We start from the raw sequence: 18,650 nt of genomic DNA, 5'->3' as shown, positions 1-18,650 counted from the left end.
CACTTTTGAACCCGTTAGGGTAAGAACCTTTAGGAATGGCAAGGTTTATGTTAGCCAAATCTCAAAAAACAACCGAACGAAGAAAGCTTTTTCTCATTAATTAATAAAAACAAAACTTGAAGTGTGTAGCCTTAAGCAGTAACGTTGCGCGGTTTTTCCCAATAAACTTGAATTGCTAAGGTAAAGGTTTTGATTTCCACAGCGAATATTACTCAACAATTTGGCGCTAAGCCGCTATTTGAAAACATCTCAGTTAAGTTTGGCGAAGGTAACCGCTACGGCTTAATCGGGGCTAACGGTTGTGGTAAATCAACCTTTATGAAAATCCTGAGTGGTGAGCTAGAGCAAACTAGCGGTAACGTAAGCTACGATCCGAACGAGCGCGTTGCAAAACTGAACCAGGACCAGTTCGCATATGAAGAGTTCACGGTTATCGACACGGTAATCATGGGCCATAAAGAACTATGGGAAGTGAAGCAAGAACGTGACCGTATTTACTCTTTACCAGAAATGAGCGAAGAAGACGGTATGAAAGTGGCTGACCTTGAAGTTCAGTTTGCGGAAATGGACGGTTACATGGCCGAGGCGAAAGCGGGTGAGTTGCTTCTTGCTGTAGGTATCCCAATGGAGCAACACTTCGGTCTAATGAGTGGAGTGGCGCCAGGCTGGAAACTTCGTGTGCTTCTAGCGCAGGTTCTCTTTGCTGACCCTGATGTGATGCTTCTTGACGAACCAACCAACAACTTGGATATGGATACTATCCGTTGGTTGGAAGACACGCTAAACGCGCGTAACTGCACCATGATCATCATCTCGCACGACCGTCACTTCCTAAACTCAGTATGTACGCACATGGCTGACTTGGATTACGGTGAACTACGTGTTTACCCAGGCAACTACGACGAGTACATGACAGCGGCTTCCCAAGCCCGTGAACGTCTGTTGAACGACAACGCGAAGAAGAAAGCACAAATCGCTGAACTACAAACGTTCGTTGCGCGTTTCTCTGCAAACGCATCGAAAGCAAAGCAAGCGACATCTCGTGCGAAGCAAATCGACAAGATCAAACTGGACGAAGTGAAAGCGTCTAGCCGTCAAAACCCATTCATTCGTTTTGAACAGTCTAAAGAGTTGTTCCGTAACGCTCTGATTGTTGAAAACCTAAGCCAAGGTTTTGAAGACGATCTGTTTGCTAACTTCAATGCGATTTTTGAAGTCGGTGAGCGCGTTGCAATCATCGGTGAGAACGGTGTGGGTAAAACAACCCTACTAAACACTCTTGCTGGCGTACTAGAGCCACGCTCTGGTGAGTTCAAGTGGTCTGAAAACTCAAACATTGGCTACTACGCGCAAGACCACGCACACGATTTTGCAGAAGATATGAACCTGACAGATTGGATGGGTCAATGGCGTCAAGAAGGCGACGACGAGCAAGTGGTCCGTGGTTTCCTAGGTCGTATGCTGTTTGGTCAAGACGACATTAAGAAGTCAGTAAAAGTACTGTCGGGTGGTGAGCAAGGTCGTATGTTGCTTGGTAAGCTAATGATGCACAAACCAAACATGCTGCTAATGGACGAACCAACCAACCACATGGATATGGAATCTATCGAATCATTGAACACGGCACTAGAGCAGTACAAAGGCACATTGTTCTTCGTATCGCACGACCGTGTATTCGTAGACTCACTAGCTACGCGTATCATCGAAATCCGTGATGGTAAAATCACAGACTTCAAAGGCACTTACTCTGAGTTCCTAAAATCTCGTGGTATTGAAGGCTAATCCTTCTACCGAATAAATAAAAAGACCTCATCGCGAGGTCTTTTTTTATGTCTATTCTTTGCTAGCGCTAATTCTTTGCTAGCGCTAGGTTGTGGCGTTCAATCCTTAAATTGCCTCATTAGATAAGCATAAATGCCAACGAGCCCGAAAGTAATGATCATCGAAACGATGATACCGCTTGGGGTGAGTAGATAATTCCACAGTTGATCGTTGTTCATCGTTCACATCCTTTGTGAATCCATATGATTGTTTAAGTCTAACTCATTTGGCGACTTAATGATGAGTTATTGATTTCCCTTTACGTCAAAATCAATTTTCTCTGCGCCTGTGAATACTTGGAAACGTAAACCTTTAGCACGAGCGATAGTGGTAATGCCAAACTTCTTGGCTAGATCTAAGCCCATTTGCGTAACGCCAGAGCGAGACAGCAAAACTGGAATGCCCATTTGAGCGACCTTGATTACCATCTCTGATGTAAGGCGACCCGTTGTGTAGAAAATTTTATCTTCGCCGGTTTCTTGGTTAAGCCACATTTCGCCCGCGAGGGTATCAACAGCATTATGGCGACCAACATCTTCCACAAATGACAGTACTTTATCGCCTTTGCACACTGCACAGCCATGAACTGCACCAGCTTTCTTGTAAGTGTCATTATAGTGCGTCAACGCTTCTAACGAGGTGTATATCTCAGACTGTTTGAGTGGCATTTGTGGTACTTGATAATCTTCAAGCTGCTTCATTACGTTGCCGTACATAGTGCCTTGACCACAACCAGACGTGACGGTCTTCTTCTTCAATGCACCTTCAAGATGTTCTATGTTCTCTTTGGTGATAACCGCAGCTGTGTGCGTTTCCCAATCGATAATCACAGATTCAATCGCTTCAGGATCTGAAAGAAAGCTTTGATTCTTCAAATAACCCAATACAAGCGCTTCTGGGCGAGAACCGAGTGTCATCAGTGTGACAATCTCTTTCCAGTTCAACATGACGGTAAGAGGGCGTTCACACGCAATTTGCTTAGTCAGCTTCTCACCGTATTCGTCAAACACTTCTACTTCGATGGTCTGTAGGGGATTTTCACTGGTTTTAATAATGTTTGGTTTTACCACAGTCATGTCCTGATGAATGAGAGAGCTCATGGACGCTCTCATTGATGGGTTCTTTTGTCTTAACAAGGATTACAAAGCAATTCTCATTCCAAAATAGCGGGTATAAATGAAATTGCGAGGCTTTACGTCAAATGTCTGCTAAAACTGAGAGTTCGCAGTAATGACACAGACTCACACTGACGGCTAGACTAATTTTGTATAGAGAGAAAAGTGAGTTTGATTTGGCGCGTTTATTGCTTTGTAACGCTAAAATGGTTGAAAGCAAAGTACAAAATGTCCTTTTCTGTCTTCAAGCCTACATAGAACAAACTGGATGAGTTATGTCGAATACGAAAGAGTTCGAGAACAAATACGAAAAAACAGAAGATTCATGGCCAATTGGCGTTGATTTGGTAGAGCACGAAATCAGCACTGGGATTTGGGTTACGACTCAATGGCAGCTTGCAGGTTTTGAAATCACGCCAACGGATGAGACTCAAGATGTGTGTTTACTGCAACTGCATAAAGATGAGCGTACTGATTACCGATTTAATCTAAGTTCTCAGCAACCTAAGTTGTTTTTAATTATGGATAATGTGGATTCTGGTGAAAAACCAATAATTCAATTGCTTACTGCCTCTCAAACGGTTGCTGCACAATATATGGATGGCGATAACCTAGTGTTGTCCAATGATATGCCATTACCCATTCAAGCTTGGATGGAAGCCTTTATTGGTCGCCATGGTGAGTTGTTAGAAGTAAGACGTAAGAAACGCAAAGGAGCGGGTAGAGCAAATGGCAACTAGTTTTTTTAGCCGTTGGTCGAAACGTAAATTGGAAGAAACCACTACCGAGTCTACAGACGCTAAGGTAGTGGAGCCTGTTGAATCTACTGAACCAAAAACCGCACTAGCTCATGAAGACTTAAGTACGGAAGCGCAAACATTGGCTACCGAGGCTTCTGTTACTGAGACTGAAGCTAAAGGAGCAATAGCTCAAGAAGCATCAAGCGAAACTACTGATTCTGAAGAGATGTCCGTAGCGCAGCTATTGGTGTCTGAGGCTTCAGAGAGCGTTAAGAAAGCCGCACTGCGTAAGATGTTCTTATCAGAAGAGTTTAACGTTCGTGATGGCTTGGATGATTACGATGATGACTACAGTAACCTCAAGTCGCTTTCTGAAGGGGTGGCTGAAACACTTCGTGATTGGGTAAAAGAGAAAACGGAAGAAGAACCAACAGAAGAAACCGCACAATCAACTGAATCTTATGAAGAAAGTGATATTGAATCGGCTGATGTAGAACTTGCTGAAGGTGTCGAAATTCCCGAAGAACAAAAAGAACTGGATATAAATACAGTGCCTAGTGAGGGTGATATTCCAGAGACAAAACTAGACCCTGAAGAGGTGAGACAAAATATACCACACAAAGAATAGGTACATTTTGACTAAACGCTCAATGAACCGGCTGAGACAAAATGTCCCAGTCGGTTTTTTTATCCCTACAATTTCCAAGATAAATAGCTAACCTATTGAAAATTAGATGATATTTAATTGGCACGACATTTGCTATCTGTTGTTCATTACCATTCTTGTTGAAGTTAGACCATTTGCCCAACAGGCAGTGATAACCCGGGTGGGACTACCTAAAAGGGGTAGTTACTGACGAGTTAATCAGCAGAATCGCCTGCGCTAACTACAATGAAAGATGGAAGAAACTATCCATGCGTATAAATGGAACTGAGCAATGTTGAAACAACTATTAGAACAAGCAACTTCCAATAACGGTAAAGCGCGTCTGTATGCGTTTGAGAATACCGTAGAGTTGACCAATCTTATTCCACCAACGGTGAGCTACGAGAGTGGCGGTAATACACTGATTGTTGGACCGACTGCCATCATTGAGAGTGCAGCCGCGCAGCTATCTCAAATGAACAGCCTGACACTTCTTTCTACAGACGGAGAGAAAGGCACCAATCCAGAACTGTACTTTGCAAACTCAGTTCAGGTTTCTGGTTTCCTAGGCACGTTTGAAGTGCTTATCGAAAATAACGGTCTAACAAGCAACCTAGCAAAAGTCGCTATTAATAGTGATTGTTTCGATGTTGTTCTCGATCTTTGTCTAAACAGTTGCATGTCAGAAGAGGTTCCGGTTCCGGGTTACTACCCAGTAGGACGCGGCTATCCAAAACTGGCAGAAGCGTTAGAAGAAATCCCAACATTAATGGGTACGTTTGATAAGCCAAAATTCTTCCGTCTGGACACTGACCTATGTGCGCACAGTTCTCGTGGCGTAAAAGGTTGTGAGCGTTGTGTGGATGCTTGTCCTGCTGGTGCACTATCAAGTGAAGGCAGCGATAAAACCGGTCATCGCATCGAGATTAACCCATACCTATGTCAGGGCGTGGGTACTTGTGCAACGGCTTGCCCGACAGAAGCGATTTACTACGCGCTACCTAATCCTGAAGATACGCAAAAATTCATTGAACGCACGCTAGCGAACTACGAGCAAGCGGGCGGTCTGGATCCTATCGTTCTTATCTGTAGTTCTCGTCACGAGACTTACAACGTGATGGCACTGAAAGCGCTACCAGATAACGTGATTCCAATTGTGGTTGAAGAGCTTCCTTCTATCGGTATCGATACATGGTTCGCAGCTCTAGTTAATGGCGCGACGCAAGTGCTATTTGCAGCTTCTCGTTTTATGCCTGCAACCATCATTCGTGTTCTAAATAACGAAGTAGGTATCGCGCAAGAGCTATTGGATCAACTTGGTATCGCAAAAGAGACCATCGATATCCTTTACTTGGAATCGCTTCGTGAAGGTCCTCCAACACTATGTACAGATTCATTCGACCTTGCCCTTGGCGATCTTCAAGGTAACAAGCGTCAACGTCTATTTACTGCGCTGGATGCAATGTCTTCTTCTCGTATTCCTGTTGAGAACATTGTTGAACTGCCTGCGAACGCGCCTTACGGCAATGTTTCTTGTGAAAGCAAAGATTGTACGTTGTGTATGAGCTGTGTGGCGGTTTGTCCGACACGTGCACTTCATACTGATGGTGAATCTCCATCACTTAAATTCGTTGAACAAGATTGTATTCAATGTGGTTTGTGTGAAAAGGCATGTCCAGAGAAAGTTCTGACTCTAACGCCACGCATGAACTGGGTGAAAGAAGAGCGCCAAAAAGCGGTTGTGATTCACGAAGAGAAAGCAGCGGAATGTATTCGCTGTCATAAGCCATTCGCACCTCAGTCTATGATCGATATGCTACAAAACAAGTTACGCGGTCACTCTCATTTCTCTGATGAAGCGGCGATCAATCGTATCGCGATGTGTGAAGACTGCCGTGTGATCGACATGTTTGAGTCGATGGCAGAAGACCCAATGAAACAACTGAAATACTAGGAGCTCGCAGTGGATACACAACGAGAACAAGAACAAACACTGAGAACAGAGATCTACTTGGTTTTGTCAGCGCTTTTCCGTAGCGCACCAAGTGAAGAGATGATCGAGTTCCTGACTTCTCTAGAAGTTGAACCATCAGAAAGCGCAATGCAAAAAGCGTGGATTGCACTGCAGCAAGCGGCAAAAGATTCCAACCGTGAAGCGCTCGAAGATGAATACCAAGATCTTTTCATTGGTATCGGTCGTGGTGAAGTGATGCCGTTTGGCTCATGGCACATGACGGGCGCAATGATGGAAAAACCACTGGCTGAAATTCGTCACGATTTGGAACTGCTTGGTTTCGAGCGCGATGAAAATGTGAGAGAGCCGGAAGACCACATCGCAGCACTTTGTGAAGTGATGTCGATGCTAACGGGTGAAGAAGAAGATCTTCAACAAGCGGTGTTTAACAAACACATCGCACCTTGGTTTAACTCTTTCACTCAGCAACTAGAAAACGCAGAGAGCGCGAACTTTTATAAGCCAGCAGCTCAACTGTGTGAGGCGTTCTTAACACTGGAACAAGTGCGCTTTAGCGTGAACACCAAAAGCAGTAAGCACAAATTAAAAATTGATGTGAAAAACGTCACTGATTACGAGTAATCGGGCAGTACTTGGTCATATCGATAGAGGGGCAATAGCCTCCAAAGATCTACCGTAAGGTAAGGAAGCAATGATGAAAGATAATAAAGAAATAAACACAAGCCGTAGGGACCTCCTGAAAGGCTTAACGACTGCAGCCGTAGCTGGTGCGGTTGTCGCTGGAACAACAAAAGTGGCAAGCGCTTCAGAAACGGTTGAGCCTTCTGAAAAAGACGTGAAGAAGAAAGGGTATCGTGAAACTCAACACATTCGCGATTACTACGACACACTTTAGGAGATAACGGATGAAACTTGTCAAACGCTCCGACAGTGTGAGCAAAGAAACCAATCAGCTTGGCGTTTCTCGCCGTGCATTCATGAAAAACACCTCGCTTGCTGCTGGTGGTGCGGTTGTAGGTGCAAGTCTTTTTGCACCGGGCATGATGAAGAAAGCACAAGCTAAATCGGTGGATCCAGAAGCGAAAACAGAAGTAAAACGTACCATCTGTTCTCACTGTTCTGTAGGTTGTGGTATCTACGCTGAAGTTCAAAACGGCGTGTGGACAGGTCAAGAGCCTGCATTTGACCACCCATTCAACGCTGGTGGACACTGTGCAAAAGGCGCAGCACTGCGCGAACACGGTCACGGTGAGCGTCGTCTGAAATACCCAATGAAGCTTGAAAACGGTAAGTGGAAGAAGCTTTCTTGGGATCAAGCGATCGAAGAAATCGGTAACAAGGTGATGGACATCCGCAAAGAGTCGGGTCCAGATTCCGTTTACTGGTTGGGTAGTGCGAAGCACAACAACGAACAAGCGTACATGTTCCGTAAGATGGCGTCGCTTTGGGGTACCAACAACGTTGACCACCAAGCGCGAATCTGTCACTCAACAACCGTAGCAGGTGTAGCAAACACTTGGGGTTACGGTGCGATGACCAACTCTTTCAATGACATGCACAACTGTAAGTCGATGCTGTTCATTGGTTCAAACCCTGCAGAAGCGCACCCTGTTGCGATGCAGCACATCCTAATCGCGAAAGAGAAGAACAACTGTAAGATCGTTGTGGCGGATCCTCGTCGTACTCGTACCGCTGCAAAATCGGATCACTACGTATCGCTACGTCCGGGTTCTGACGTTGCGTTTATTTGGGGTGTTCTATGGCATGTCTTTGCGAACAACTGGGAAGACAAAGAGTTCATCCGTCAACGTGTATTCGGTATGGATGAAATCCGTGCAGAAGTGGCTAAATGGACACCAGCAGAAGTTGAGCGCGTAACTGGCGTACCTGAGTCTGAAGTTTACCAAACAGCGAAACTGCTTTCTGAAAACCGTCCGGGTTGTATCGTGTGGTGTATGGGTGGTACTCAGCATACGACTGGTAACAACAACACACGTGCTTACTGTGTACTTGAGCTTGCACTAGGTAACATCGGTAAATCAGGCGGTGGTGCGAACATCTTCCGTGGTCACGATAACGTACAGGGCGCAACTGACCTTGGCGTACTATCTGACACGCTACCAGGCTACTACGGTCTGTCTGAAGGTTCATGGCGTCACTGGTCAAAAGTGTGGGAAATCGATTACGAATGGATTAAAGGTCGTTTCGATGACAACGCGTACGGCGGTCAAAAACCAATGAACAGTGCAGGTATCCCTGTATCTCGTTGGGTGGATGGCGTTCTTGAAAACAAAGACAACATTCGTCAACGTGAAAACATTCGTGCCATGTTCTACTGGGGTCACGCAGTAAACTCTCAGACACGTGGTCCTGAGATGAAGAAAGCGATGCAGAAGCTGGATATGATGGTTATTGTTGACCCATACCCAACAGTTGCAGCGGTAATGAACGATCGTACTGATGGCGTTTACCTGCTTCCTGCAACGACTCAGTTTGAAACGCACGGCAGTGTGACAGCATCTAACCGCTCACTTCAGTGGCGTGATCAGGTTATCGAGCCATTGTTCGAATCTAAACCCGACCACGAAATCATGTACCTGCTAACTAAGAAGCTAGGTTATGAAGATCTGCTGTTCAAAAACGTACGCGTAGAGAACAACCAGCCAGTGATCGAAGACATTACTCGCGAATTCAACAAAGGCATGTGGACCATCGGTTACACAGGTCAAAGCCCAGAACGTCTAAAAGCGCACCAACAAAACTGGCACACATTCCACAAGACATCTCTGGAAGCAGAGGGTGGTCCTGTGAATGGTGAGACTTACGGTCTACCTTGGCCATGTTGGGGTACGCCAGAGATGAAGCACCCAGGTACGCACATTTTGTACGATACGTCTAAGACGGTTGCAGAAGGTGGCGGTAACTTCCGTACGCGTTTCGGTGTTGAATTCGAAGGGCAAAGCCTACTTGCTGAAGACAGCTACTCAAAAGGCTGTGAAATCAAAGACGGTTACCCAGAGTTCTCAGACAAGCTAATCAAACAGCTTGGTTGGTGGGACGACCTAACGGCTGAAGAAAAAGCAGCCGCGGAAGGTAAAAACTGGAAAACGGACCTGTCTGGCGGTATCCAACGCGTTGCAATCAAGCACGGTTGTATCCCGTTTGGTAACGCAAAAGCGCGTGCGATTGTTTGGACATTCCCAGACCGCGTGCCGCTACACCGTGAGCCACTATACACGCCACGTCGTGACCTTGTAACGGATTACCCAACTTGGGACGACAAAGAAGCGATCTTCCGTGTACCAACGCTTTACAAGTCGATCCAGAAAGAAGACAAGTCTGGTGAATACCCAATCATCCTGACTTCTGGTCGCTTGGTTGAGTACGAAGGTGGTGGTGAAGAAACACGTTCAAACCCATGGCTTGCTGAACTTCAACAAGAGATGTTTGTTGAAGTGAACCCGAAAGACGCAAACGATCTTGGCTTCAAAGATGGCGATGACGTTTGGGTTGAAGGTGCAGAAAAAGGCCGCATCAAGGTGAAAGCGATGGTAACTCGTCGTGTTAAACCGGGTCTGGCGTTCATTCCGTTCCACTTCGGCGGTAAGTTCGAAGGTGAAGACCTACGTCCTAAGTACCCTGAAGGTACGGATCCTTATGTTGTTGGTGAAGCAGCCAACACGGCAACCACTTACGGTTACGACCCTGTTACTTTGATGCAGGAAACTAAAGTAACCCTATGTAACATTCGTAAAGCGTAAGGAGTCTGACAATGGCACGAATGAAATTCCTATGTGACACCAAACGCTGTATCGAGTGTAACGGCTGTGTTACTGCATGTAAGAACGAAAACGATGATGCGCTTGAGTGGGGTATTCAACGTCGTCGCGTGGTAACACTAAACGACGGTGAACCAGGTGAAAACTCAATCTCTGTTGCTTGTATGCACTGTACAGATGCGCCTTGTATGGCGGTTTGTCCAGCTGACTGTTTCGAGCACACAGAAGATGGCATCGTTCTTCACAACAAAGATCTTTGTATCGGTTGTGGTTACTGTCTGTTTGCTTGTCCATTCGGTGCGCCTCAGTTCCCGAAACAAGCGTCATTCGGTGAGCGTGGCAAAATGGACAAATGTACTTTCTGTGCAGGTGGTCCAAACACAGAACCAGGTTCTCTAGAAGAGCGTGAGAAGTACGGTGCGAACCGTATTGCTGAAGGTAAGCTACCTATGTGTGCGTCACTATGTTCAACAAAAGCACTGCTAGCGGGTGATGCAGAGAAAGTTTCTGACATCTTCCGTCAACGTGTGGTTGAGCGCGGTGCGAAAAACGCAGGTTGGACAGACGGTAACGATCTTTCTTACGACGCAACCAAAAGCTAAGTAGGAGAGACACATGTTAAATACTCTTAAACGTGCGTCTCTTGTAATGCTGTCTATGATGACAGCATTACTGCTGACCTTTTCGATGCCAGCGTCTGCGCAAGAAGACACATCTCCAGTGGTACAACAGGAGATGACGCAACTTGCAGGTGCAGACTTCTGGCGTCAGGTCAAAGAGGGGCAAGAAGGCTATACCACGTCGAAATCAGCGGAACACGGTGTGCTGATCAGTACTCCGGGTGAGACTTGGTACATTCTTAAAGAGAAATGGATGTCTCCTGCGGGCGCTGTCGCGATTTTCGGCAGTATCGCAATGGTTATCATGGCTTACGTATTCGTTGGTCCTCTGATGTTAAGCAAGCCACGTACTGGCAAAAAGATGAAACGCTGGTCTCGACTAGACCGCGCACTACACTGGAGCATGGCGTTTACCTTCTTAACGCTAGCATTCAGTGGTTTGATGCTGGTTTACGGTAAGCACTTCTTGAAGCCGTACGTACCAACTGAGTTCTGGGGCTTCATCGTCATGTTGGCGAAGCAGTACCATAACTACATGGGTCCTTTGTTCTTTATCTTGCTGATGTTTGTTCTGTTGAAATGGTGGCGTAAGTCCATTCCAACAATGACTGACATTCGTTGGTTCATGAAAATGGGCGGCATGGTTGGTAAGCATAAAGGTACGCATCCATCGGCTGGTTTCTCAAACGGTGGTGAGAAGGCGATTTACTGGCTGTTGATCTTCTTCGGTGCTATTGCTGCAGTGAGTGGCTTAGTTCTGGATTTCCCAATTTTCGGCCAAACTCGCCGCGATATGGAACTATCTAACCTTGTTCACGCGATTTCAGCACTGATTCTGATCTGTGGCTTTATCTTCCACATCTACATCGGTCTATTCGGTATGGAAGGTGCACTAGAAGGTATGGTTACTGGTGAAGTTGACGAGACATGGGCGAAAGAGCACCACGACCTTTGGTATGAAGAAGTGAAATCTAAAGAAGCGATGGGTGAGGCTGACACAGCTCAAACGGACGTAAAAGGAGCGAAGACGAATGAACAAACCTCATAACGGGATTTGGGTTGCCTACATCCTGAGTTGTTTTACCCCGTTTACGTTTTTGATCTCAGGCGTTATCGCAATCATTTACGCGGGTTACCGTTTGGATAAAGGTGAAGACAGTGACGTAGTGAATTCACATTACTACGGCTTGATTCGCACATTCTTCCTGTACTTCACGTTCTTTGTTGTTCTGATCGTAACAGTGGCAACATCGAATGGTGTATTGGTTGGCGTAAGTGATTATTGGGTGCACAGTACCTTGTTAGACACGGTTGCTTATTTCATTCCTTGGGTAGGTATGCTGTTCGCAACGCTTGCGATTCTCGTGTGGTTCCTACGTATGTACCAAGGTATGAACCAGCTGCGCAACAATATGCCGCACAGACCGTCTACAGGTCCAAACCTTTAAAACGGTCTATCTGTTCAAAAGCCTCGCAAACGCGAGGCTTTTTTATTGTAGAAAATCTTCTTAATGTCACCAGTTTTTAAGCAGAAATTAGAGGCAAATCAGCAGGCTTACGACCATGGTCTAATCCTTATTGCTATTGTTGTTTTTGTATCGGTGTTAAGCTTAATAAAAAGAGCAACAAGGATAGGTTATGAATTTCCCATACAGAAATATTGTCGTACTTACTGGCGCTGGCATCTCGGCTGAGTCTGGTATTCAAACATTTCGAGCTCAAGATGGTCTTTGGGAGAATCACCGAATAGAAGACGTGGCAACGCCAGAAGGTTTCGACCGCGATCCGGATCTTGTTCAAAGCTTTTACAACCAACGTCGTTCAAAGCTTCAAGGCGAAGATATCAAGCCGAATGCGGCTCATATCGCACTAGGACGCCTAGAAGAGCAGTTGGAAGGCAAAGTGACTATTATCACTCAGAACATTGATAATCTGCACGAGAGAGGCGGTAGCGCCAATATCATTCACATGCACGGTGAATTGCTTAAAGCACGTTGCAGTGAATCCAACCAAGTCATCGAACATTCAGAAGACATTGAAACCGGTGAATTGTGCCATTGTTGCCAGATCCCAGCGCAAATGCGCCCTCACATTGTTTGGTTTGGTGAAATGCCACTACGCATGGGTGAGATCTATGCGGCTTTGGAAGAAGCAGACTTGTTTGTTTCTATTGGTACTTCTGGCGTGGTATATCCAGCTGCAGGCTTTGTACATGATGCGAAGATGCATGGTGCACATACGATTGAAATTAACTTGGAGCCAAGTGCTGTCGAGAGTGAGTTTGAAGAGAAGCGTTACGGCAAAGCAAGTATTGAAGTGCCAAAATTGGTTGACGAAATTCTTGCTCTGGAAAACGAAGCCAGCGCTTAATTAAACGGACAGAACCTTCTTTAACAAAGGCATCGAGTGATTCGATGCCTTTTTGTATTTTGAAACGTTGCATTCTGATGCTTTGCAATTTGAGCAGTATGGATTGAGCCACAAATAGCGACCTTCAGATACAAGAAAAGCGGCCTAAGCCGCTTTTCTAAACTATTTCGACAGAGTGATTAGTTGTCTACTTTTAGCTTTTGGAAGTACTCATCGTAAAGCACACTTGCTTCACCAACTTCGTCTTGCCATGTACCGCTGTCCATCACTTCTTGTGGTGGGAAGATGCTTGGATCGTTAGCAAATTCTTTCGGTAGTAGGTCATGCGCTGTTTTCACTGGAGTAGGGTAACCAATCTCTAGTGCAATCTTAGCAGCATTCTCAGGACGTAGTAGGAAGTCGATCATCTTATGAGCTGCATCAACATTCTTCGCGCCAGCTGGAATTGCTAGGCTGTCCATCCAGAAGATAGTGCCTTTTTCTGGCCAGATGATGTCGATGTTCGCGCCTTCTTGACGAGCCATGTAAGCAGAACCATTCCAAAGCATACCAAGTGAGACTTCACCTGCTAAGTATGGGTTTGCTGGGAAGTCTGAGTTAAATACCAACACGTTTGGCATTAGCTTTTTCAGTTCTTCGTAAGCTGCTTTGATCTCGTCTGGGTTAGTCGTGTTTGGTGAGTAACCAAGCTTAGTCAATGCAATATGGAATACTTCGCGAGAATCATCCATCAGCATTAGTTGACCTTCCCACTTGCTATCCCAGAAATCGTCCCACTTAGAAACCGATGACTTGTCTAGCATGTCAGCATTGATACCAATACCGGTCGCACCCCAAATGTAAGGGATAGAGTAGTTGTTGTTCGGGTCGAACGGCTTGTTCAGGAAGTTAGTGTCTAGATCAGCAAAGTGAGAAAGCTTCTCTTTGTCGATCTTTTGCAGCATGCCTTCTTTACGCATTTTAGATACGAAATAGGTAGACGGTACTACCAAGTCGTAACCAGAACCTTGAGTTTTCAGCTTTGCGTACATGCTCTCGTTAGACTCGTACGTAGAGTAGATAACCTTAATTCCAGTTTCTTTTGTAAAGTCTTCAAGAACTTCGTTTGGAATGTATTCCGACCAGTTGTAGAAATACAGTTCTTGATCAGCAGCCATTGCAGGGGAAGCGATTAGCGTCGCTGCACACAGTGCGCTTGCGTAGAATTTACTTTTCATTTTATTTCCGTTTTGTTCAGCAACAGGTCAAATCAATACTAGTAACAGATACCGATTTGAGCCAAGTTGCGATAAGCACAATCCTGTTTATTTGAGCACGAACGTTAAACATCATGTCTTCATCGACGGAGAATGTTGAAGCTGTGTCAAATAAACCTAGCAACGTGTAATTATATCAGTCAATTACGAAAATAGGCAGCGTATTGCTGCCTATTTTCATTTACTAGATGGCTTATTAAGCGATTATTGGCCCGCTTTAAGCTTTAGGAAGTAATCTTCGTACTTCGCTGTCATGTTCCCAACAGAGTCTTGCCATTCAACACGGTCAAGATCTTCTTGAGAAGGGAACAATGGTGCAACGTCTTTAAACTTAGCGTTAGACTCTGCAACAGCAGTCAGGTAACCCGTGTCAGCCGAGATTTGCTCTGCGATTTCTGGACGTAGTAGGAAGTCGATCATCTTGTGAGCAGCTTCTACATTCTTCGCACCAGAAGAGATTGCAAAGTTATCAACCCAACCGATACCGCCTTCTTTAGGGAATACAAGCTTTAGGTTCATGCCTTCGTTTTGAGCAGCTGCCGCGCTACCATTCCAAAGCATACCAACGCCAACTTCGCCAGACATGTATGGAGCGCCTGGGTTATCAGAGTTGAATACTAGAACGTTTGGCATAAGCTTTTGTAGCTCTGCGTACGCTTCGTCGATTTGTTTTGGATCCGTAGAGTTACCTGAGTAACCTAATTTACGTAATGCGATATGGAAGACTTCACGAGTGTCATCCATCAGCATTACTTGACCTTCAAGCTCAGGTTTCCATAGGTCAGCCCAGCTTTGGAACTCGTTTGGATCGTACATGTCAGCGTTAACCGCTAGACCTGTAATCGCAACAACGTGTGGAATAGAGTAGTCGTTGTTCGGATCGTAAGGCTTGTCTAGGTAGTTAGTATCTAGGTTACCGAAGTTTTTCAGTTTAGTCTTATCGATCTTTTGTAGCATACCTTCGTCACGCATCTTCGCTACGAAGTAAGTGGAAGGTACCACTAGATCATAACCTTGGTTATGAGTTTTTAGCTTTGCATACAAGGTTTCATTCGACTCGTAAGTCGAGTAGATGACTTTGATGCCAGTTTCTTTAGTAAATTGTTCTAGGATATTACTGTTGATGTAAGGACCCCAGTTCATAAATACTAATTCTTTATCATCCGCTGCCGCTGTACCAGAGAACAGAGAAAGCGCACATGCACTACCAGCTAATAGAGTAGCCCATTTTTTCATTGACGTTAGCTCCAAACCAAACGTTGTCCAATTTTGGACGATAGATAGAAAAACAGAATGGCATGTAACCATTCTGTTTCGTGATGTTAACGGATGCGGATTCTACTTTACTTTTTCTCTTGCTAGCAACTGAGAAATCACTACCAATACCAAAGAAACAATCAACATGACCGTTGCTAGGGCGTTCACTTCTGGTGAAATGCCCACCTTAACCATTGAGTAAATCTTCAATGGCAAGATTTCGTAAGTTGGACCTGTTACAAATGAGCTAATAATTACGTCGTCCAGAGACAGGGTAAAGCTCAATAGCCAGCCCGCAGCTACCGCAGGTTTTGCAAGAGGAAGAATGATCTGTTTTAAGATTACCCATTCACTCGCGCCTAGGTCTTTCGCTGCTTCCAACATTTTCACATCAAAGCCATTTAGTCGGCTGTACACTGTTACCACAACGAATGGTAGACAGAAGGTGATGTGAGCAATCAATAAGGTAAAGAAGCCAAGCTGTGCACCTAATACAAGGAACAAAGCAAGTAATGAAATCGCCATAACGATATCTGGTGACATCATTACAACAAATAACATGCCGTTGACCGCGCCTTTACCTTTGAACGAGTAACGGAATAGGGCAACAGCCGTTAAGCTACCAATGATGGTTGCCGCTGTTGCAGAGAATACCGCTACGTTCAATGAATGCCATGCAGCCTGCATTAGGCTGTCGTTGTTTACTAAGGTTTCGTACCATTTCGTGGTGAAACCACCCCATTTCATACCAAATTTGTTGGCATTAAATGAGTTAACAATTAAGACGATAATTGGTAGATACAGAAAAGCATATACCAGCGCCATAAAGCTAAATCTAACTGTGCGTCCCATTAGTCTAGCTCCACTTTCTTATTCAATAGTTTGCCTGCTCTGTAGTAAGCATAAAGCATAACAGCCATTGCGAAGGTGAGGGCGATACTGGTCGCAGCACCAAATGGCCAGTCACGAGCGTTCAATACTTGGCTCTTAATTACGTTACCGATCAGTAGGTTCTTCGCGCCGCCAAGAAGGTCAGAGATGTAGAACATACCTAGTGCTGGTAACAGAACCAACAAACAACCGCCGATAATGCCAGGCATTGTTAAAGGCAAAATTACTCGCGTAATGGTTTGAAACTTGTTCGCACCAAGATCTTTTGCAGCTTCAATGTAAGTGTTGTCTAGCTTCTCGATTGCCGAATAAAGCGGCAAAATCATGAACGGAAGCAGGATGTATACAAGACCGATCATCACTGCCGTTTCTGTATACATTAAGCGTATCGGCTTATCGATGATTTCCATTGCCATCAGCGATTTGTTTAAGACACCTTGTGTACCAAGAACAATCTTTAGCCCGTATGTACGGATCAGAGAGTTTGTCCAGAACGGTACGATAACCAAGAACAACATAAACGGACGCCATTTCTCTGGCATTTTCGCTACGATGTAGGCAAATGGATAACCGATAACCAAACACAACAATGTCGCGATGATCGCCATGTAGAAAGAGTGCATCAGCACCTTTGCGTACAAAGGATCAAGTAGGCGAAGATAGTTATCGAATGTAAACGTTAATTCAATGAGGTTCGCTTCATCACGCGTCAAGAAACTTGTACCGATAATCATTAGGTTTGGTACTAACACAAACAGTGTTAACCAACCAACGATTAGGGTAATGATCGCGTTCTGAAGATTAAGCTTCTTGCTTATCATTTAGTACTACCTCCCAGCTCTCAACCCAAGTGATAGCGACTTTCTGGCCGAGTGAGTGGTCCACATCTGGATCATCTTCGTTAAAGAATTCGCTTACCATCACGCGCATGCCAGAATCCAATTGAATAACTGAATCTAGCGTCATACCTTTATAGGTACGCTCGGTCACGTGACCTACGATGCCTTTTTCTTCAGACTCTTTAATCTCTTCGATACGCAAGTCTTCTGGGCGAAGTAGTACTTGAAGTTTGTCACCGGCCTGTGCTTCTTGATCGTAGTAAACCACCGATTCAACACCTTCAATTTCTGCACGGATACGTTTCTCATCGATACGATCTAGCATGGTTGCGTTGAATACGTTGATCTCACCGATAAAGCGAGCAACAAATAGGTTCTTAGGTTCTTCGTAGATCTCACGTGGAGAGCCATCTTGTTCGATAACACCGTCGCGCATAACAATAATACGGTCAGACATCGATAGGGCTTCTTCCTGATCGTGCGTAACGAAGATAAAGGTAATACCAAGTTGACGCTGAAGCTGTTTAAGCTCGATTTGCATTTGCTTACGTAGTTTGTAATCAAGTGCAGATAGAGATTCATCTAGCAGCAGTACTTTTGGCTTGTTGACAACCGCGCGAGCAATCGCGATACGTTGTTGTTGTCCACCAGAAAGTTGGTGTGGCTTACGCTGTGCCATTTTTTCAAGGCGAACCATGCGCAGCGCATCCATTACTCGTGGCTCGATCTCTGCAGCAGGTGTTTTCTGCATGCGAAGACCAAAAGCAACGTTTTCAAATACGGTCATATGAGGGAAGAGTGCGTAACTCTGAAATACCGTGTTGACGTGCCTTTGCTCTGCAGGAACCTGTGTTACATCTTGGTCATCTAATACGATTTGACCGTTGTCTGCCGTCTCAAAGCCCGCGATCATGCGTAAAACCGTTGTTTTACCACAACCAGATGGACCAAGAATCGTCAGAAACTCACCATGATTAACATCCAGATTTAAATTACCGATGATTTCCTTGCCATCGAAACTTTTGCTAATACCAGATAGACGAACTACTGGCTTTCCTGCTTGCTGTTTAGCGTTCAACGTCTGTATTTCTCCCACGTTCAAATTGGGTTATATCCCATTGATGTGACATTAGTCATTCACTTTTGAGGCGCGCATCATAATCACCAAAATTGTGAAATCAAAGCATTTTCTTATCTTGAAACAGAAAAAATTTTGCAGGCAAAAGTAAACATTCCTTACCATACTGTTTTTATGGGGGTATTTACGCTTTCGCTATCGTTTTGTAGGGTTTTAATTTCGCCAGCAAATGTTTTCAATTTCATAGATTTGCGAGTGGTTAA

At 45.0% G+C, this 18,650-nt stretch carries 17 protein-coding genes; 11 read left to right on the top strand and 6 right to left on the bottom strand.

The window, feature by feature from the left end; translation table 11 throughout:
* Positions 1–189: 189 nt before the first annotated feature.
* Positions 190–1,782 (top strand): ABC-F family ATPase, encoded by a 1,593-nt coding sequence (locus ITG12_RS03115; RefSeq protein ID WP_038872740.1) that lies wholly within the window; start codon positions 190–192, stop codon positions 1,780–1,782.
* 284 nt (positions 1,783–2,066) lie between these two features.
* Here ITG12_RS03115 and ITG12_RS03110 read toward each other — a convergent pair whose 3' ends face one another.
* Positions 2,067–2,891 carry a formate dehydrogenase accessory sulfurtransferase FdhD gene (locus ITG12_RS03110; RefSeq protein ID WP_038875099.1) on the bottom strand — a complete coding sequence of 275 codons (825 nt, stop codon included), beginning with the start codon at positions 2,889–2,891 and terminating at the stop codon, positions 2,067–2,069.
* Positions 2,892–3,211: 320 nt separating this feature from the next.
* Between ITG12_RS03110 and ITG12_RS03105 the strand changes: the two genes are divergently transcribed.
* From ITG12_RS03105 to cobB, 10 genes are all read left to right on the top strand, one after another.
* The gene (locus ITG12_RS03105; protein ID WP_038875049.1) at positions 3,212–3,676 is read left to right on the top strand and encodes a DUF3305 domain-containing protein; all 465 of its coding nucleotides are present in this window, start codon (positions 3,212–3,214) and stop codon (positions 3,674–3,676) included.
* Complete coding sequence (locus ITG12_RS03100; protein ID WP_038875052.1) at positions 3,666–4,304, top strand: DUF3306 domain-containing protein; 639 nt, start codon at positions 3,666–3,668, stop codon at positions 4,302–4,304. Before ITG12_RS03105 ends, ITG12_RS03100 begins: the two co-directional genes overlap by 11 nt.
* Before the next feature lie 310 nt (positions 4,305–4,614).
* Complete coding sequence (locus tag ITG12_RS03095) at positions 4,615–6,276, top strand: 4Fe-4S dicluster domain-containing protein (protein ID WP_248873588.1); 1,662 nt, start codon at positions 4,615–4,617, stop codon at positions 6,274–6,276.
* A gap of 9 nt (positions 6,277–6,285) precedes the next feature.
* On the top strand, positions 6,286–6,918 hold the full coding sequence (locus ITG12_RS03090) for a molecular chaperone (RefSeq protein ID WP_038875056.1): 633 nt from the start codon (positions 6,286–6,288) through the stop codon (positions 6,916–6,918).
* A 73-nt stretch (positions 6,919–6,991) separates the two neighbouring features.
* Positions 6,992–7,192 carry a twin-arginine translocation signal domain-containing protein gene (locus ITG12_RS03085; RefSeq protein ID WP_005427585.1) on the top strand — a complete coding sequence of 67 codons (201 nt, stop codon included), beginning with the start codon at positions 6,992–6,994 and terminating at the stop codon, positions 7,190–7,192.
* A 10-nt stretch (positions 7,193–7,202) separates the two neighbouring features.
* Positions 7,203–10,058: a formate dehydrogenase subunit alpha gene (locus tag ITG12_RS03080; RefSeq protein WP_033006499.1), complete on the top strand. Its 2,856-nt coding sequence runs from the start codon at positions 7,203–7,205 to the stop codon at positions 10,056–10,058.
* A gap of 11 nt (positions 10,059–10,069) precedes the next feature.
* Positions 10,070–10,678 (top strand): formate dehydrogenase FDH3 subunit beta, encoded by a 609-nt coding sequence (gene fdh3B, locus ITG12_RS03075; RefSeq protein WP_005427693.1) that lies wholly within the window; start codon positions 10,070–10,072, stop codon positions 10,676–10,678.
* A gap of 13 nt (positions 10,679–10,691) precedes the next feature.
* Positions 10,692–11,744, top strand: a complete 1,053-nt coding sequence (locus tag ITG12_RS03070) for a formate dehydrogenase subunit gamma (RefSeq protein ID WP_038875059.1) — start codon at positions 10,692–10,694, stop codon at positions 11,742–11,744.
* A complete protein-coding gene (locus ITG12_RS03065; protein WP_038875061.1) occupies positions 11,728–12,144 on the top strand; it encodes a hypothetical protein in 417 nt (138 codons plus the stop codon). Before ITG12_RS03070 ends, ITG12_RS03065 begins: the two co-directional genes overlap by 17 nt.
* 190 nt (positions 12,145–12,334) lie before the next feature.
* Entirely contained in the window at positions 12,335–13,066 is a 732-nt protein-coding gene (gene cobB / locus ITG12_RS03060) for a Sir2 family NAD+-dependent deacetylase (RefSeq protein ID WP_038872748.1), read from the top strand.
* Between the two features lie 179 nt (positions 13,067–13,245).
* On the opposite strand, the gene ITG12_RS03055 is transcribed toward cobB, so the two are convergent.
* From ITG12_RS03055 to potA, 5 genes are all read right to left on the bottom strand, one after another.
* On the bottom strand, positions 13,246–14,283 hold the full coding sequence (locus ITG12_RS03055) for an extracellular solute-binding protein (protein ID WP_038875062.1): 1,038 nt from the start codon (positions 14,281–14,283) through the stop codon (positions 13,246–13,248).
* Positions 14,284–14,526: 243 nt separating this feature from the next.
* Positions 14,527–15,558 carry an extracellular solute-binding protein gene (locus ITG12_RS03050; RefSeq protein WP_038875065.1) on the bottom strand — a complete coding sequence of 344 codons (1,032 nt, stop codon included), beginning with the start codon at positions 15,556–15,558 and terminating at the stop codon, positions 14,527–14,529.
* Between the two features lie 102 nt (positions 15,559–15,660).
* Positions 15,661–16,431, bottom strand: a complete 771-nt coding sequence (potC, locus tag ITG12_RS03045; protein ID WP_005389180.1) for a spermidine/putrescine ABC transporter permease PotC — start codon at positions 16,429–16,431, stop codon at positions 15,661–15,663.
* Positions 16,431–17,291 (bottom strand): spermidine/putrescine ABC transporter permease PotB, encoded by an 861-nt coding sequence (gene potB, locus ITG12_RS03040; RefSeq protein ID WP_038875067.1) that lies wholly within the window; start codon positions 17,289–17,291, stop codon positions 16,431–16,433. The genes potC and potB overlap by 1 nt, the downstream gene beginning before the upstream one ends.
* Positions 17,272–18,387 (bottom strand): spermidine/putrescine ABC transporter ATP-binding protein PotA, encoded by a 1,116-nt coding sequence (gene potA / locus ITG12_RS03035; protein WP_009706100.1) that lies wholly within the window; start codon positions 18,385–18,387, stop codon positions 17,272–17,274. Before potA ends, potB begins: the two co-directional genes overlap by 20 nt.
* Positions 18,388–18,650 lie beyond the last annotated feature (263 nt).

The organism is Vibrio sp. ED002, assembly GCF_023277445.1.
GTDB classification, from domain to species: domain Bacteria; phylum Pseudomonadota; class Gammaproteobacteria; order Enterobacterales; family Vibrionaceae; genus Vibrio; species Vibrio jasicida.
Note: the sequence above shows the minus strand (reverse complement) of the source record. Positions and strands in the feature narration are given on the sequence as shown.

Coding starts and splice junctions, on each gene's coding strand:
- ITG12_RS03105 (WP_038875049.1), top strand. CDS start 3,212: ATGTCGAATACGAAAGAGTTCGAGAACAAATACGAAAAAACAGAAGAT.
- ITG12_RS03100 (WP_038875052.1), top strand. CDS start 3,666: ATGGCAACTAGTTTTTTTAGCCGTTGGTCGAAACGTAAATTGGAAGAA.
- ITG12_RS03095 (WP_248873588.1), top strand. CDS start 4,615: ATGTTGAAACAACTATTAGAACAAGCAACTTCCAATAACGGTAAAGCG.
- ITG12_RS03085 (WP_005427585.1), top strand. CDS start 6,992: ATGAAAGATAATAAAGAAATAAACACAAGCCGTAGGGACCTCCTGAAA.
- ITG12_RS03080 (WP_033006499.1), top strand. CDS start 7,203: ATGAAACTTGTCAAACGCTCCGACAGTGTGAGCAAAGAAACCAATCAG.
- fdh3B (WP_005427693.1), top strand. CDS start 10,070: ATGGCACGAATGAAATTCCTATGTGACACCAAACGCTGTATCGAGTGT.
- ITG12_RS03070 (WP_038875059.1), top strand. CDS start 10,692: ATGTTAAATACTCTTAAACGTGCGTCTCTTGTAATGCTGTCTATGATG.
- ITG12_RS03065 (WP_038875061.1), top strand. CDS start 11,728: ATGAACAAACCTCATAACGGGATTTGGGTTGCCTACATCCTGAGTTGT.
- cobB (WP_038872748.1), top strand. CDS start 12,335: ATGAATTTCCCATACAGAAATATTGTCGTACTTACTGGCGCTGGCATC.
- ITG12_RS03055 (WP_038875062.1), bottom strand. CDS start 14,283: ATGAAAAGTAAATTCTACGCAAGCGCACTGTGTGCAGCGACGCTAATC.
- ITG12_RS03050 (WP_038875065.1), bottom strand. CDS start 15,558: ATGAAAAAATGGGCTACTCTATTAGCTGGTAGTGCATGTGCGCTTTCT.
- potC (WP_005389180.1), bottom strand. CDS start 16,431: ATGGGACGCACAGTTAGATTTAGCTTTATGGCGCTGGTATATGCTTTT.
- potB (WP_038875067.1), bottom strand. CDS start 17,291: ATGATAAGCAAGAAGCTTAATCTTCAGAACGCGATCATTACCCTAATC.